General features: G+C 67.9%; 11 protein-coding genes. 4 read left to right on the top strand and 7 right to left on the bottom strand.

Translation table 11 applies throughout. The features are described from left to right. Positions 1–54: 54 nt before the first annotated feature. Entirely contained in the window at positions 55–360 is a 306-nt protein-coding gene (locus ACQ4LY_RS12440; RefSeq protein ID WP_431075680.1) for an Rv2175c family DNA-binding protein, read from the bottom strand. Positions 361–619: 259 nt separating this feature from the next. Here ACQ4LY_RS12440 and ACQ4LY_RS12435 point away from each other — a divergent pair, with 259 nt between their 5' ends. Next, positions 620–1,813, top strand: coding sequence for a LysM peptidoglycan-binding domain-containing protein (locus ACQ4LY_RS12435; protein ID WP_431071928.1), 1,194 nt, complete (start codon positions 620–622; stop codon positions 1,811–1,813). A gap of 79 nt (positions 1,814–1,892) precedes the next feature. Beyond that, entirely contained in the window at positions 1,893–3,839 is a 1,947-nt protein-coding gene (gene pknB / locus ACQ4LY_RS12430) for a Stk1 family PASTA domain-containing Ser/Thr kinase (RefSeq protein ID WP_431071926.1), read from the top strand. 102 nt (positions 3,840–3,941) lie between these two features. Here the strand turns inward: pknB and ACQ4LY_RS12425 are convergent, their stop codons facing one another. Next, positions 3,942–5,282, bottom strand: a complete 1,341-nt coding sequence (locus ACQ4LY_RS12425; RefSeq protein WP_056306963.1) for a class II 3-deoxy-7-phosphoheptulonate synthase — start codon at positions 5,280–5,282, stop codon at positions 3,942–3,944. Between the two features lie 38 nt (positions 5,283–5,320). Further along, positions 5,321–6,019 carry a lysophospholipid acyltransferase family protein gene (locus tag ACQ4LY_RS12420; protein ID WP_056311564.1) on the bottom strand — a complete coding sequence of 233 codons (699 nt, stop codon included), beginning with the start codon at positions 6,017–6,019 and terminating at the stop codon, positions 5,321–5,323. Positions 6,020–6,170: 151 nt separating this feature from the next. Between ACQ4LY_RS12420 and ACQ4LY_RS12415 the strand changes: the two genes are divergently transcribed. Then, complete coding sequence (locus tag ACQ4LY_RS12415; RefSeq protein WP_431071923.1) at positions 6,171–8,003, top strand: AMP-dependent synthetase/ligase; 1,833 nt, start codon at positions 6,171–6,173, stop codon at positions 8,001–8,003. A 63-nt stretch (positions 8,004–8,066) separates the two neighbouring features. Here the strand turns inward: ACQ4LY_RS12415 and def are convergent, their stop codons facing one another. The 3 genes from def to ACQ4LY_RS12400 all read right to left on the bottom strand — a co-directional run bounded on the left by def (position 8,067) and on the right by ACQ4LY_RS12400 (position 14,215). Beyond that, the gene (gene def, locus ACQ4LY_RS12410) at positions 8,067–8,558 is read right to left on the bottom strand and encodes a peptide deformylase (protein WP_431071921.1); all 492 of its coding nucleotides are present in this window, start codon (positions 8,556–8,558) and stop codon (positions 8,067–8,069) included. After that, positions 8,558–10,741: a MinD/ParA family ATP-binding protein gene (locus ACQ4LY_RS12405; RefSeq protein WP_431071919.1), complete on the bottom strand. Its 2,184-nt coding sequence runs from the start codon at positions 10,739–10,741 to the stop codon at positions 8,558–8,560. Before ACQ4LY_RS12405 ends, def begins: the two co-directional genes overlap by 1 nt. A gap of 66 nt (positions 10,742–10,807) precedes the next feature. Then, complete coding sequence (locus tag ACQ4LY_RS12400; protein ID WP_431071917.1) at positions 10,808–14,215, bottom strand: pyruvate carboxylase; 3,408 nt, start codon at positions 14,213–14,215, stop codon at positions 10,808–10,810. A 93-nt stretch (positions 14,216–14,308) separates the two neighbouring features. Between ACQ4LY_RS12400 and ACQ4LY_RS12395 the strand changes: the two genes are divergently transcribed. After that, a complete protein-coding gene (locus ACQ4LY_RS12395) occupies positions 14,309–15,121 on the top strand; it encodes a ParA family protein (protein ID WP_311244406.1) in 813 nt (270 codons plus the stop codon). Positions 15,122–15,199: 78 nt separating this feature from the next. Here ACQ4LY_RS12395 and ACQ4LY_RS12390 read toward each other — a convergent pair whose 3' ends face one another. Beyond that, a complete protein-coding gene (locus ACQ4LY_RS12390) occupies positions 15,200–15,745 on the bottom strand; it encodes a MerR family transcriptional regulator (protein ID WP_056306955.1) in 546 nt (181 codons plus the stop codon). Positions 15,746–15,820 lie beyond the last annotated feature (75 nt).

The raw sequence follows: 15,820 nt of genomic DNA, 5'->3' as shown, positions 1-15,820 counted from the left end.
CGAGTCCGCTCGCTGACGCAGTCGAGCTCACTGACGCCGGTCGGGCTCGCCGATTCAGGCGAGCGTGCGGGCGACGCGGCGGACCGCGCTCTTGTGGCCCGCGAGGAGTGCGTCGATCGGCGAACGACCCAGCTCCTCCTCGGGGGCGAGCAGCCAGTCGATGACTTCGTCGTCGCTGAAACCTGCGTCCTGCAGCACGATGATCGTGCCGCGCAGCGAGGACAGCGGCTGACCGTCGACGATGAAGATCGACGGAACCGCGAACACACCGGAGCGACGCGACCCGATGAGGTAATGCTCGTCGATGAGTCGGCGCACACGGCCCAGCGCTTCGTCGAGGACCTCGACCAGGTCGGGCATCGTCAGCCACTCGGTGGCGGTGACGCCGGGAGCGCTCACGCTGTTCTCGGACGCGGTCTCGGACTGCGAGGTTTCAGACGGCTTGCTTTCAGACGGAACAGACACGTTGCAACTATCTCATCTCTTCGCGGCCGCCGCATTTCAGCCGCCCCTCAAGTTACTTTCGTCCCATTGGTCACAATGGCACCTCTCGTCACTTCTGTTGACTTCCGTATACATACGTGTCAGCGTGGGCAGACGCCGAACAAGGGAGACCACCTTGAGAACGCATGCTGTCGCGCGCCGAACGCGCTATCTCCAGCTCGGAGTGCCCGCCGCGGTGCTGGGCACCCTGTCTGGCGCGATCGCCGTCGTGCCCGCGTCCGCAGACGCCGTCACGCCGCCCATCGAACGGCTCCAGTCGAGCGCCACTCAGGTCAAGACGGCAGAGGCGCCCCCCGCCGCCTACACCGTGCAGCCGGGCGACACGATCTCGTCGATCGCGAACCGCTTCGGCCTTCGTACGGTCGACGTGCTCACGTGGAATGCGCTCACCTGGCGATCCGTCATCTACCCGGGGCAGACTCTGTCGCTCGCCGGGGCGTCCGCGCCCGTGGCACCGGCCGCTCCCCCGGCTCAAGCCCCCGCGACGGCGACCCACGTGGTCGCCGCGGGCGACACGGTGTTCGGCATCGCGCAGCGGTACGGCACGAGCGTCGACGCCGTGCTGGCGGCGAACGGCCTCACCCGAGCATCCGTCATCTACCCCGGCCAGCAGCTCGCGCTCTCGGGAACGTCGACGCCCGCACCGGCCGCCGTCGCCCCCGCTGCCCCCGCCCCGGTGGCGACGGGTGGGCAGACGCATGCCGTCGTCGCGGGCGACACGCTCTTCGGGATCGCTCAGCGCTACGGCACGTCGGTGGCTCAGCTCTACGCGATGAACGGACTGAGCTCGGGCTCGATCATCTACCCGGGGCAGAGCATCGTCGTCGCCGGTGCCGCCGCGGTCACCGCACCGGCACCGGCGCCCGCCGCTGCCACCGCGCCAGCCGCCCAGCTGTTCGCGAATCTCGATGCGGAGCAGGCCGCAAACGCCCACCTGATCATCAGTGTCGGGCGGAATCTCGGTGTCTCCGACCGCGGGATCGCCATCGCCCTCGCGACAGCGATGGTCGAGTCCAGCCTGCGGAACCTCTCGTGGGGGGACCGCGATTCACTGGGACTGTTCCAACAGCGGCCGAGCATGGGCTGGGGAACACCGGAGCAGGCGATCGACGCCGACCGAAGCACCCGCGTGTTCTTCGGCGGTGCATCCGACCCCAACGGGCAGGGCTCCCGGGGCCTTCTCGACATCACCGGCTGGGAGGGCATGCGATTCACGGATGCCGCGCAGGCGGTGCAGATCTCGGCCTACCCCGAGCGCTATGGCCAGTGGGAGACCCAGGCCTACCAGTGGCTCGGCCTTCACGGGTGACCCTCTTCCGGGCAAACCCGCAGGGTCCAGGGGTGAGCCGCTCCCCAAGCTTTCAGGCAGTTCTCCATAGAATCTTGACGTGACGACCAATCAGCGGGCCGACCCCCTCATCGGGCGGCTTGTCGACGGTCGGTATCGGGTACGCGCCCGGATCGCACGCGGCGGCATGGCCACCGTGTATGTGGCGACGGATCTCCGGCTCGAGCGACGCATCGCGCTCAAGGTCATGCACGCACACCTCAGCGACGACTCGGCCTTCCAGAGCCGCTTCATCCAGGAGGCACGTGCAGCCGCTCGTTTGGCCGACCCGCACGTCGTGAACGTGTTCGACCAGGGCCAGGACGGCGAACTCGCCTACCTGGTGATGGAGTACCTCCCCGGAATCACGCTGCGCGAGCTCCTACGCGAGCAGAAGCGGCTCACGATCCCCCAGACCATCACGATCATGGATGCGGTGCTCGCCGGTCTCTCCGCCGCCCATCGCGCCGGAATCGTCCACCGCGACGTCAAGCCCGAGAACGTGCTGCTCGCCGAGGACGGTCGCATCAAGATCGGCGACTTCGGGCTCGCGCGGGCGACGACCGCGAACACCGCCACCGGGCAGCAGCTTCTCGGGACGATCGCCTACCTCGCCCCAGAACTCGTGACCCGAGGCACCGCGGATGCCCGCAGCGACATCTACGCACTCGGCATCATGCTCTACGAGATGCTCGTCGGCGAGCAGCCCTACAAGGGCGAGCAGCCCATGCAGATCGCCTTCCAGCACGCGACCGAGTCCGTGCCGCGCCCGAGTGTGCGCAACCCCGGAGTTCCCGAGCAGCTCGACGAGCTCGTTCTGTGGGCGACCGAGAAGTCCCCCGACGAGCGTCCGGACGATGCCGGGCAGATGCTCGAGCGCCTGCGCGAGATCGAGCGAGGCCTCGGCATCGCACCGGCCGTCGCTGCCGCGACCACGTCGCAGCGCTCTCAGGCCGATTCGGCCGACCTGACGAAGGTCATGCCGAACACGATGGTGATCGCCGACCCGACGGCCCCGGTTGCGGAAGCCGTCGACAATGCCACCCTCCTGCGTCGCCGATCTTCGAGACGTCGCGCACGCGGAGCGTTCCTGCTGACCCTCGTCCTGCTCCTCGCGACCGTCGCCGGCGGCGTCGGCTGGTGGTTCGGGTCCGGGCCCGGCTCCCTCGTCGCCGTACCGGGTGTCGCAGGGCTGTCTTACGAGGCCGCAGCCGACGCCCTGACCGCAGAAGGATTCGTTCCCGTCCGCGGTGAGGAGAACTCCATCGATGTCGCGCGGGATCAGGCGATCCGCACCGATCCCGATGAAGGCGAGCGACTCGACAAGGGCACCGAGGTCACTGTCTACATCTCCGTCGGCCCCGCTTCGCACACGGCGGACGCCCTCAACGGCAAGACCGAGCAGGAGGCCCGCGACTACCTGTCGGGCATCAAGGTCAACACGACCGAGACGTCTCTGGTGCTGTTCTCCGATGCCGATGCCGGGCGGGTGATCAACGCCTTCGTCACTCCGCGCGACGGCGGCGAGGTCTATCCCTGCGCCGAGGGCTGCGAGCTGCTCGAGGACGACACTGTCGAGCTCTACGTCTCTGCCGGAGCCTTCCCCGACGTGTCAGGCATGTCGGTGGACCAGGCGACGAATACACTCACCGAGAAGCAGCTTCTGGTCGCGGGCGACGTCCAGTCCGTCTTCAGCGAGTCTGTCGCGAAGGACCTCGTCGTCGGGGTCGCAGATCGCGCCGAAGAGGGCAACTGGCGTCCCGGCGACACTGTGCAGCTCATCGTCTCGAAGGGGCCGGAGCTGTTCCCGGTTCCGGATGTCTCGGGGAAGACCCTCGTCGAGGCCAAGGGCATCCTCGAAAACGCCGGCTTCACATCGAGCTACGCCGCGTGGGGCGATCTGCCCGGATTCGCCGACCTGGCGCGCGTGACCGCCCAGGATCCCGGAGCCGACAAGCAGCTCCCCCGCGGCGGCAACGTCAAGCTCTCGATCCAGCTCAGCGGCTGATCCGCGCGTCGCGCCTGCGACTGCGGAGTCGCGTACGACTCAGCAAAGACGAACCGCCCTCCCCGATCTCGGGAAGGGCGGTTCGTCTATCAGAGGTGCGGGTCAGCGCTTCTCGAGCTCCTCAGCCACGAGGAAAGCCAGCTCGAGCGACTGCATGTGGTTCAGACGCGGGTCGCAGAGGCTCTCGTAGCGAGTCGCGAGCGCGGCCTCGTCGATGTGCTCGGATCCGCCGAGGCACTCCGTGACGTCGTCGCCGGTGAGCTCGACGTGGATGCCGCCGGGGAACGTGCCCGCGGCGCGGTGCGCCTCGAAGAAGCCGCGCACCTCGTCGACGACGTCGTCGAAGCGACGCGTCTTGTAGCCGGTGGGTGTCGTGATGCCGTTGCCGTGCATCGGGTCGGTGACCCACAGCGGCTGCGCGCCCGAGTCGCGGACGGCCTCGAGCAGCGGCGGCAGAGCGTCGCGGATCTTTCCTGCTCCCATGCGCGTGATGAACGTCAGTCGGCCGGGCTCACGGTTCGGGTCGAGCTTGTCGATCAGAGCCAGAGCCGTCTCGGGCGTCGTGGTCGGGCCCAGCTTGACGCCGATGGGGTTGCGGATCTTCGAGAAGTAGTCGATGTGAGCACCGTCGAGCTCGCGCGTGCGCTCACCGATCCACAGGAAGTGCGCCGAGGTGTTGAACGGCGTGTCCGTGCGGGAGTCGATGCGTGTCATCGGCCGCTCGTAGTCCATCAGCAGACCCTCGTGGCCCGTGAAGAACTCCACCCGGGTGAGCTCGTCGAAGTCGGCGCCGGCCGCCTCCATGAACTTGATGGCGCGATCGATCTCGGCGGCCATGCGCTCGTAGCGCTGGTTCGCCGGGTTCTGTGCGAAGCCCTTGTTCCACGAGTGCACCTCGCGGAGGTCGGCGAAGCCACCCTGCGTGAAGGCACGGATGAGGTTCAGCGTCGAGGCGGCGGTGTGGTACCCCTGCAGCAGACGGCCCGGGTCGGCACGACGCGAACCCTCGGTGAAGTCGTAGCCGTTCACGATGTCGCCGCGGTACGCGGGCAGCGTGACGTCGCCGCGGGTCTCTGTGTCGCTGGAGCGGGGCTTGGCGAACTGACCGGCCATGCGGCCCATCTTCACGACGGGCATCGATGCGCCATACGTCAGCACGACCGCCATCTGCAGGACGGTCTTGATCCGGTTGCGGATCTGATCGGCGGTGGCGCCGGCGAACGTCTCTGCACAGTCGCCGCCCTGGAGCAGGAAGGCCCGCCCGGATGCTGCGCGTGCGAGACGGTCGCGGAGGTTGTCGACCTCGCCGGCGAACACCAGGGGCGGAAGCGCTGCGATCTGCGTCGAGACCTCGGAGACGCGCTCGGCGTCGGGCCACTGAGGCTGCTGCTTGATCGGGAGCGAGCGCCACGCGTCAAGCGCGTCGATGTGGTGCTGGAGCATGAAGTCCAGCCTAGTGCGCGCGGCGGAGCCGAGATGCCTCAGGAGCGCCGTGTGACGCGCACCGGGAGACGGTCCTTCACGGTCGACGCGTAGACGTCGTCGTACTGCTGCTCGCCCAGCCGCTGGAGGGCGACCATGATCTCGTCCGTGACGGAGCGCAGGATGTATCGGTCGTTCTCCATGCCCGCGTAACGCGAGAAGTCCAGGGGCTCTCCGATGACGATCCCGACGCGGACCACGCGCGGCAGTCGCTGGCCGATCGGCATCGCTGTATCTGTGTCGACCATGATCACAGGGACGACGGGGACCTTCGCCTCCATGGCCATCCGGGCGATGCCGGTACGGCCGCGGTAGAGACGCCCGTCGGGGCTGCGGGTGCCCTCAGGGTAGATGCCCAGGAGGTCGCCCCGTCCCAGCACCTGCAGGCCGGTGTTCAGCGACGCCTCGGACGCCTTGCCACCCGAGCGGTCGATCGGGATCTGACCGGTGGCCTTCATGAAGAACTTCGTGGCCCAGCCCTTGATCCCGCGCCCGGTGAAGTAGTCGCTCTTCGCGAGGAACGACATGGGGCGATCGATCATGAGCGGCAGGAAGATCGAGTCCGCGAACGAGAGGTGGTTGCTGGCGAGGATCGCCGCGCCGTTCGCCGGGATGTTCGCACGCCCGACCACCCACGGTCGGAAGACGGCCTTGACGACGGGTCCGATCGCGACGTACTTCATCAGCCAGTAGAACATCGAGGTGAAGTCTAGCGCCGCGATCGCGATACACCAGCGCCTGCCTCAGGTCGACCACGAAAGGCGACTGAGTCTCATCTGATGTGCGACCCGGTGTCATGCCCTAGACTCGTGTGCAACCCAGTGCCCGACCGGTACCGAAGGAGCTGCCGTGGTCCAGTTTGAAGTCCCCGCCGTCGTCCCCGCCGATCCCGATGCGAACATCGCCGACCTGCTGGCCAAGCGCGTCGAGGCGACTCCGGATCGCCCCCTGTTCGCCGTCCCGGATGGAGAGGGCTGGCGCGACATCTCCGCCGCCGACTTCCAGACCGCGGTCATCGCTCTCGCGAAGGGCTTCGTCGCAGCCGGCATCCAGCCAGGCGAGAAGGTGGGCTTCCTCGCTCGCACCACCTACGAGTGGACGCTCGTCGACTTCGCGCTCTTCTATGCCGGCGCGGTGATGGTGCCGATCTACGAGACCAGCTCGCCGTCGCAGATCCAGTGGATCCTCGAGGACTCGGGCGCGATCGCCGTCATGGTCGAATCCCCCGAGCACTTCGCCCGACTCGACGAGGTCCGTGGCGACCTCCCGCTGCTCCGCGAGGTGTGGCAGCTCCACCTCGGAGCCATCGACGCACTCACCGCGCAGGGAGCGTCCGTGCCGGACGCCGAGATCGAGCGCCTCCGCAACATCGCAGTCGGCTCCGACATCGCCACCCTCATCTACACGTCCGGCTCCACCGGTCGCCCCAAGGGCTGCGTGCTCACGCACAGCAACTTCGTCGAGCTCTCCCGCAACTCCGCCAAGGCGCTGGATGCGGTCGTGCAGACTCCCGGTTCCTCGACGCTGCTGTTCATCACGACCGCGCACGTCTTCGCGCGCTTCATCTCGATCCTGAACATCCACGCGGGCGTCCGCACCGGTCATCAGCCCGACACCCGCCAGCTGCTGCCTGCGCTCGGCTCCTTCAAGCCGACCTTCCTCCTCGCCGTGCCGCGCGTGTTCGAGAAGGTGTACAACTCGGCGGAGCAGAAGGCCGAGGCCGGCGGCAAGGGCAAGATCTTCCGCGCGGCGGCCGACGTCGCGATCCAGCACTCCAAGCTGGTCGAAGAGGGAAAGAGCATCCCGTTCGGCACCCGGCTCAAGTTCGCACTGTTCAACAAGCTGGTCTACAGCAAGCTGCGCGAAGCGATGGGCGGCAGGATCGTCTACGCCGTCTCGGGTTCTGCTCCGCTCGGCGCGCGACTCGGTCACTTCTTCCACAGCCTCGGCGTCGTGATCCTCGAGGGCTACGGCCTCACCGAGACCACGGCCCCTGCGACCGTGAACCTCGCCGACAAGTCGAAGATCGGCACCGTCGGCCCCGCTCTGCCCGGCGTGGGTGTGCGACTCGCCGACGATGGCGAGATCGAGGTGCGCGGCATCAACGTGTTCAAGGAGTACTGGAACAATCCCGAGGCCACTGCGGAGGCCTTCAGCGAAGGCGGCTGGTTCCACACCGGCGACATCGGCAGCTTCGACTCCGAGGGCTTCCTCACGATCACCGGCCGCAAGAAGGAGATCATCGTCACGGCGGGCGGCAAGAACGTCGCACCGGCCGCCCTCGAGGACCCGATCCGTGCGAACCCGATCATCGGCCAGGTCGTCGTCGTCGGCGACCAGCGCCCGTTCATCTCGGCGCTCGTCACGCTCGACTCCGAGATGCTGCCGACGTGGCTCGCGAACGCCGGACTCGACAAGGACATGTCGCTCGCGGTCGCCGCGAAGAACGATGCGGTGCGCGCCGAGATCCAGAAGGCGGTGGATGCCGCCAACGCCCGCGTCTCCCGGGCCGAGTCGATCCGCAAGTTCACGATCCTCGACAGCGAATGGACCGAGGCATCCGGGCACCTGACGCCCAAGCTCTCGATCAAGCGGAATGTCATCATGAGCGACTTCGCCGACGAGATCGCCGCCATCTACGACGAGCCCGTCTCGACGACGAACGTCGCCATCGGCGGCTGAGACGACCCGCGCACATGAGAAGGGCCCCGCTCCGGCGGGGCCCTTCTCATGTGTGTCGACCGCTCAGAACCAGTCGCTCTCGCGCACCTCGCGCATCGCGCGCTTGCGGGTCTCAGCATCCAGTCGCGTGAGGTAGAGGTTGCCGTCGAGATGATCCGTCTCGTGCTGCAGCGCCTGGGCCAGGAGGCCATCGCCTTCGAGCACGACCGGCGAGCCGTCGAGGTCGATCCCCTCGACGCGAGCCCAGGGGTGACGCATCGCATCGTGCCAGAGCCCGGGGACGGAAAGGCACCCCTCCCCCGTCGGCACGGGCTCGCCACGCACCTCGGTCAGGACCGGATTGAGCACGTAGCCGATATCACCGTCGATGTTGTAGCTGAAGGCGCGAACGGCGACCCCGATCTGGGGAGCCGCGACGCCTGCGCGCCCCGGCACCTCCACGGTGTCGATCAGATCCGTCACCAGGGCGCGCACGCCGTCATCGATGTCGTCGATCGGGCTGCACACGGTACGAAGCACGGGGTCTCCGAAGACCCGGATCTCGCGAACCGCCATCAGGCGCCCTTGGCCCGGATGCCCTCGACGAGCAGTGCGGCGAGTTCTCGCGCGGCCACCCTCGTCTCGGGCTGGAGGTTCGCGAACACGATGGTTCCGCCGCCGGCGATCTGCGCGTCGTACGGCATCCGCACCACGTTCTTCGCGCGCGTGCGGAAGTGCGCCTCGAGTTCGTTGAGGCGCACGAGCGGCGCACCAGGCGTCGACTGGTTCAGCACCACGACCGCATCGCGCGCCTGCTCGGCGTACCCGTTGCTCTCGAGCCATGTGAGTGTCTCTGATGCGAGGCGAGCCTCGTCGACGCTGAGCCCCGACACGATCACGAGCTGATCGGCGAGGTCGAGCGTGGCCGACATCACCGAATGGACGATGCCTGTCCCCGTGTCCGTCAGGACCAGCGAGTAGTAATGGGCCGCGACCCCGGCGACATCCCGGTAATCGCTGTCACTGAATGCTTCCGCGATGCGGGGGTCGGAATCGGAGGCGAGTACATCGAGTCGGGTCGCATCGCGAGCGACGATCGCGGAGATGTCATGGTAACCCCGCACCTCGTCGTGGATGCGCACGAGGTCACGCACCGTCTTGTTGTGGTGAGGGCGCACGACGCGCTCGGCGAGTGTGCCGCGATCAGGATTCGCGTCGACGGCGATGACTCGGTCGTCACGCGCATCAGCGAGTGCCATGCCGAGCAGTGCGGTGATCGTCGTCTTTCCGACGCCGCCCTTGCGCGACAGCACGGGGACGAATCGAGCACCCCCGATGATCGGGGCGGCGATCCTCGCGCTCAGCGCCTTGCGCTCGCGCGCGCGCTTGCCGTCGCCGATGTTGATCCGACGGCCGGAGATCGTATAGAGGAAGTGGCTCCAAGCGCCTTCCGGTTCCGGCTTGGTGAGTCGATGCGGATCGAGCAGACGATCCGCCGTGAGCAGGTCGGCGCTCTCGCGCGACGAGTCTCCGATGTCGTCCAGGCGCTTCGACGCGAGCTGCACCTCCGCGCGGCCGGCACGGGTGGCCTGTGCGGGGGCCGACACTTTCTTGGATGGTTCCACTGGCTGACTCTCCTTCTTGGCGAGTGATGCCGCGGCCGCCGATCGGCGCGAGCCGCGTCCGGCGTCGAGGTCGGCGCGCGCCCTCGCGATGAATGCCGCAGCAGCCGCGGCCTCCTGGGCTACCACGTCGGTGCCCGTGGACTCGGCCGTGGCGGCAGCCGCGACCGGCGTCGACACAGGAGAATCGCGCTCGATCGCGCGTTCACGAGTGATCCGCGGCTCGGGCTCGGGCTCGGGCTCGGGCTCGGGCTCGGGCTCGGAGGTTCCCTCTGGTTCCGGGACAGTCTCAGTCTCGGGGTCAGACACCTCTTCGAGTTCAGAGTCTTCAGCGGAGACGGGCTCGGTCTCCGGTTCCCGCTCCTCCTCGGATGCTGGCGCGATCTTGGAGTCGTCGGCGGGCTCGGCGTCGGCTTCGGCTTCGGCTTCCGGTTCGGCCTCGGCTTCGGCTTCGGCTTCGGCTTCGGCTTCGGCTTCGGCTTCAGCTTCAGCTTCAGCTTCGGGTTCGGCGTCGGCTACATCCGAGGCCGACTCAGCCTCGGCTACGGTCTCGGACGACGTCGCGATCGCGATATCGTCAGCGAGCTCAGGCTCGGGCTCGGGCTCGGGCTCGGACTCGGGCTCGGGCTCGGGCTCGGGCTCGGGCTCGGGCTCGATGTCATCCTCGACTACCACGTTCGACACAACCACCGTGTCGGCTTCGGGCTCGGCCGAGCGGCCGGGCAGAGAAGCGACAGCCGGCTCGTCTTCCGCCTTGTCCTCAGCCTCGGCCTCAGCCTCGATGTCAGCCTCGTCGTCCGGCTCCGGCTCGGACTCCGCCGCCGTGTTCGCGGGTTCCGGAGGCAGCTCGATGATCATCGGGGCGGATCCCAGCACCGGCTGAGAGATCTCCGCCGCTGCGGTCTCGGCGGCCGCTTTTGCAGCTGCCACGGGCTCGTCGATGATCAGATCGGCGACGACCTCACCGTCGATGACACTGTCGTCTTCGAGGTCGTCATCGTCGTCCTTCGGGAGGATCACGCTCACCTGAGCGGTGTTGCCGAGGATGCCGATGCCCGCAGTGTCCAGGGATGCGGCGTCGTCGAGCACTCCTCTGGACTCCTCGTCCGGCGGTTCTGCCACGTTCTTCGGGGTCACGTTGTCGCTCCAAGCTTGTGCGGGCCTCGGGTGCGCTGCGTCGAGCGCGGCCTCGCCCGCACAAGATTAGTGCGCCGGACTGATGACGACCAAAAGATCTCCTGCTTCGACCTGCTGCGTCGCGCCGATGGCGAGGCGCTCGATCACGCCGTCGACGGTGGCGGTGATCGCCGCCTCCATCTTCATGGCTTCGATGGATGCGACCGGTTCGCCGGCCCGCACGGCAGCGCCGACCTCGACCTTGAGCGTCACCACGCCGGAGAACGGGGCGGCCACGTGACCTGCTACCGAGGTGTCGGCCTTCTCGACCTCGTGCGTGTCGACGGCCACCGCCCTGTCCCTCACGAACACCGGTCGAAGCTGACCGTTGAGGGTGGTCATCACCGTGCGCATGCCCTTGTCGTCCGCGTCGCCGATGGCCTCGAGCCCGACGAACAGCTGCACTCCTCGGTCGATCTCGATCAGATGCTCCTGCCCCTGCACGAGGCCGTAGAGGTAGTCGCTGGTGTCCAGCACCGAGAGGTCGCCGAACTGCTCTCTCATCTGAGTGAACTCGCGCATCGGAGCCGGGAACAGAAGGGTGTTCAGACGAGCCCGACGGGTGGCGCTGTCGCCCGCGAGCGCGGCTTCGTCGTCCGTCGAGATCTCGGTGAGTCCGGTGCGCACAGACCGACCGGCCAGCACCTTCGTGCGGAAGGGCTCCGGCCAGCCGCCGGGGAGGTCTCCGAGCTCGCCCGCCATGAACCCGACGACGGAATCCGGCACGTCGTACTTCTCGGGGTTCGCCTCGAAGTCTGCGGGATCGGCCTTGACCGCCGCGAGGTGCAGCGCCAGGTCGCCGACGACCTTCGACGACGGAGTGACCTTGGGAACTCGTCCGAGGATGCGATCGGCGGCGGCGTACATGTCCTCGATGAGCTCGAAGTCGTCTGCGAGGCCCAGCGCCTTCGCCTGCTGGCGGAGGTTGGACAGCTGGCCACCCGGGATCTCGTGGCGGTAGACGCGCCCTGTGGGTCCGGGCAGACCGGACTCGAACGGCGCGTAGACCCGACGGACGGCTTCCCAGTACGGTTCGAGGTCAGAGACGCTGTCGAGGTCGATGCCACTGTCGCGGTCGGTGTGCGCGAGCGCCGCGACGAGCGACGAGAGCGATGGCTGACTCGTCGTGCCGGAGAGCGGTGCGGATGCCGCATCCACCGCATCCACCCCCGCAGCGCTGGCGGCCAGAAGGGTCGCGAGCTGTCCGCCGGGGGTGTCGTGCGTGTGGAGGTGCACGGGAAGGTCGAAGCGCTCTCGCAGTGCGGCGACGAGCTTCGCCGCTGCGGCGGGGCGCAGCAGTCCTGCCATGTCCTTGATGGCGATGATGTGAGCGCCGGCTGCGACGATCTGGTCCGCGAGCTTCAGGTAGTAATCGAGCGTGTAGAGATCCTCGGCGGGGTCGAGCAGGTCGCCCGTGTAGCACAGCGCCACCTCGGCGACTGCCGTGCCGGTGTTCCGGACGGCCTCGATCGCCGGGCGCATCTGCTCGACATCGTTCAGCGCGTCGAAGATGCGGAAGATGTCGACGCCGCTGGCTGCCGCCTCCTGCACGAAGGCCTCGGTCACGGCTGTCGGGTACGGGGTGTAGCCCACCGTGTTGCGTCCTCGGAGCAGCATCTGGATCGCGACGTTCGGCAGAGCTGCCCGGAGCTTGTCGAGTCGCTCCCACGGGTCCTCCCCGAGGAACCGCAGTGCGACGTCGTAGGTCGCGCCGCCCCAGGCCTCGACCGAGAGCAGTCCGGGCGTCATCCTGGCGATGTGCGGGGCGACGGCGACGAGGTCCCGCGTGCGCACTCGGGTGGCGAGCAGCGACTGGTGGGCATCGCGGAACGTCGTGTCGGTGATGGCCAGAGCACTCTGCTCACGCAGGCTTCTGGCGAATCCCTCGGGCCCGAGCTCGAGCAGCCGCTGGCGCGATCCCGCGGCCGGCTCGACGGAGAGGTCGATCGCCGGCAGCTTGGTCCGTGGGTCGAGCGACCCCGGGTGCGTGCCGTGCGGCTTGTTGACCGTGACGTCGACCAGCCAGTTGAGGATCCTCGTGCCGCGATCCTTCGACTCGCGGCCTCGGAGCAGATCGGGGCGCTCGTCGATGAACGAGGTGCTCACGTCTCCGGCGATGAACGCGTCATCGTCCAGCAGCGCCTGCAGGAAGGGGATGTTCGTCGAGACGCCGCGGATGCGGAACTCCGCCAGCGCACGCCGCGCACGAGCGACCGCCGCCGGGAAGTCACGCCCTCGACAGGTGAGCTTGGCGAGCATCGAATCGAAGTGCGGGCTGATCTGCGCGCCCTGGTGGACCGTGCCGCCGTCGAGGCGGATTCCGGCGCCGCCGGGCGAGCGGTAGGTCGTGATCTTCCCGGTGTCGGGGCGGAACCCCTGCGTCGGGTCCTCGGTCGTGATGCGGCACTGCAGGGCTGCGCCCCGCACGTGGAGGTTCTTCTGCTCGAGTCCCAGCTCGGCGAGGGTCTGACCGGCGGCGATGCGCATCTGGCTCTGCACGAGATCGACGTCGGTGACCTCCTCTGTGACCGTGTGCTCGACCTGGATGCGTGGATTCATCTCGATGAAGACGACCTCGCCGGTGCGCTCCCCCGCGGTCTCCAGAAGGAACTCCACCGTGCCGGCGTTCTCGTACCCGATCGAGCGGGCGAAGGCCACCGCGTAGCCGTGAAGTGCCGTGCGGATGCTGTCGTCGAGGTTCGGGGCCGGTGCGATTTCGACCACCTTCTGGTGGCGACGCTGCACCGAGCAGTCGCGCTCGAACAGGTGCACGGTCTCACCGGACTTGTCGGCCAGGATCTGGACCTCGATGTGGCGCGGCCGGAGCACGGCCTGCTCGAGGAACATCCGCGGATCCCCGAAGGCGCTCTCGGCCTCGCGCATCGCCTCGGCGAGGGCGGGGGCGAGCTCCGCGGCCGACTCGACGCGACGCATGCCGCGACCGCCGCCACCGGCGACGGCCTTGGCGAAGAGTGGGAACCCGATCTCGGCAGCCTCCGCGACGAGTGCGTCGACGTCGTCGGATGCCTGTGTCGACCGGAGGACGGGGACGCCGGCCTCGATCGCGTGGCGTTTGGCCTCGACCTTGTTGCCTGCCATCTCGAGGACCTTCGCCGGTGGACCGATGAAGGTGATGCCGTTCGCTGCGGCCTTCTCCGCCAGTTCCGGGTTCTCGGAGAGGAATCCGTAGCCCGGGTAGATCGCATCCGCCCCGGCATCCTTCGCGACGCGGATGATCTCGTCCACGTCGAGGTAGGCGCGCACGGGATGGCCCCGCTCGCCGATCTCGTACGCCTCGTCGGCCTTGAGCCGATGGACCGACCCGCGGTCCTCATGAGGGAAGACGGCGACGGTCCTGGCACCGACCTCGAATGCCGCACGGAAGGCACGGATCGCGATCTCGCCGCGGTTCGCCACAAGGATCTTCTGGAACATGCACACCTCTGGGGGCTCGATGCACGCCTGAATCGTCGCGCATGGGGCGGGGCTGAGTGTGCACCCAGCCTAGGGGAAGGTAACGTGGTGTTCGTGCACGTACTCAGCGTCAGCTCTCTCAAGGGAGGCGTCGGCAAGACGACCGTGACCCTCGGCTTGGCCTCAGCGGCCTTCGCCCGTGGTGTCCGAACGCTCGTCGTCGACCTCGACCCGCAGTCCGATGTGTCCACCGGAATGGACATCCAGGTGGCAGGTCGGCTCAACATCGCCGATGTCCTGGCGAACCCGAAGGAGAAGGTCGTCCGTCAGGCGATCACCTCCAGCGGCTGGGCCAAAGTGCACCCCGGAACCATCGACGTGCTGATCGGAAGCCCCTCCGCGATCAACTTCGACGGACCGCACCCGAGCGTGCGCGACGTCTGGAAGCTCGAAGAGGCGCTGGCAGCCGTCGAAGCAGACTACGACCTGGTGCTCATCGACTGCGCGCCCTCGCTGAACGCGCTCACCCGCACTGCCTGGGCTGCCAGCGACCGCGTGATGGTCGTCACCGAGCCCGGCCTCTTCTCGGTCGCCGCCGCCGACCGCGCTCTTCGTGCGATCGAGGAGATCCGTCGAGGTCTCTCCCCTCGCCTGCAACCGCTCGGCATCGTGGTCAACCGTGTGCGCCCGCAATCGATCGAGCACCAGTTCCGCATCAAGGAGCTGCGCGACATGTTCGGTCCGCTCGTCCTCTCCCCGCAGCTGCCCGAGCGCACGTCGCTGCAGCAGGCACAGGGGGCCGCCAAGCCGCTCCACATCTGGCCCGGAGACTCGGCTCAGGAACTCGCCTCGGACTTCGACCAGCTGCTCGACCGGATCATCCGCACCGGCCGCATCCAGGTCGCGGAATCGGGCGCACAGGCCTGACGGCCGCAGACAGCAGAACGGCCATCCTCTCGCGAGGGTGGCCGTTTCTTCGTCTGTGCGGCTCGAGACCGCGAATGCTCAGGCGGAGCGCTTGGTGCGGCGGGCCGACAGCTCGTCGACCGGGTCCGGTGACGTCGCATCGAACGCGACCAGCGTGGACTCCACTTCACGGAGTACCTTGCCGACAGCGATGCCGAAGACGCCCTGGCCGCGGCTGACCAGGTCGATGACCTCGTCATTCGAGGTGCAGAGGTAGACGGAGGCGCCGTCGCTCATGAGGGTCGTTCCCGCGAGATCGCGGATGCCCGCGCGGCGGAGTTCGTCGACCGCGGTGCGGATCTGCTGCAGCGAGATACCCGTGTCGAGCAGGCTCTTCACGAGCTTGAGCACGAGGATGTCGCGGAAGCCGTAGAGGCGCTGCGAGCCGGAGCCGCTCGCGCCGCGAACAGTGGGCTCCACCAGCTCGGTGCGTGCCCAGTAGTCCAGCTGACGGTAGGTGATGCCCGCTGCACGAGCAGCTACGGCACCGCGATAGCCGACCTCGTCATCCATGGCCGGCAGGCCGTCGGTGAAGAGGAGTTCGGGTACGAACCGCGGGTCGCCTGCACGCTCATCCGCATTCATCTGAAGTCCTCCCTGGAGCCGTTACCTCCACGCTAGAGCAGCCCTCCGGCACCGGCAATGACATCCGTGCGACAC

This window comes from Microbacterium phyllosphaerae (assembly GCF_050628115.1).
Lineage (GTDB): Bacteria > Actinomycetota > Actinomycetes > Actinomycetales > Microbacteriaceae > Microbacterium > Microbacterium phyllosphaerae_A.
The sequence above is the reverse complement of the archived record's forward strand: the minus strand, read 5'-3'. Positions and strand labels throughout refer to the sequence as shown.

Bases quoted from the DNA above. Each gene is read 5' to 3' on its own strand.
- ACQ4LY_RS12440 (WP_431075680.1), bottom strand. From the start codon at position 360: ATGCCCGACCTGGTCGAGGTCCTCGACGAAGCGCTGGGCCGTGTGCGC.
- ACQ4LY_RS12425 (WP_056306963.1), bottom strand. From the start codon at position 5,282: ATGCTCCAGCACCACATCGACGCGCTTGACGCGTGGCGCTCGCTCCCG.
- ACQ4LY_RS12420 (WP_056311564.1), bottom strand. From the start codon at position 6,019: ATGTTCTACTGGCTGATGAAGTACGTCGCGATCGGACCCGTCGTCAAG.
- def (WP_431071921.1), bottom strand. From the start codon at position 8,558: ATGGCGGTTCGCGAGATCCGGGTCTTCGGAGACCCCGTGCTTCGTACC.
- ACQ4LY_RS12400 (WP_431071917.1), bottom strand. From the start codon at position 14,215: ATGTTCCAGAAGATCCTTGTGGCGAACCGCGGCGAGATCGCGATCCGT.
- ACQ4LY_RS12390 (WP_056306955.1), bottom strand. From the start codon at position 15,745: ATGAATGCGGATGAGCGTGCAGGCGACCCGCGGTTCGTACCCGAACTC.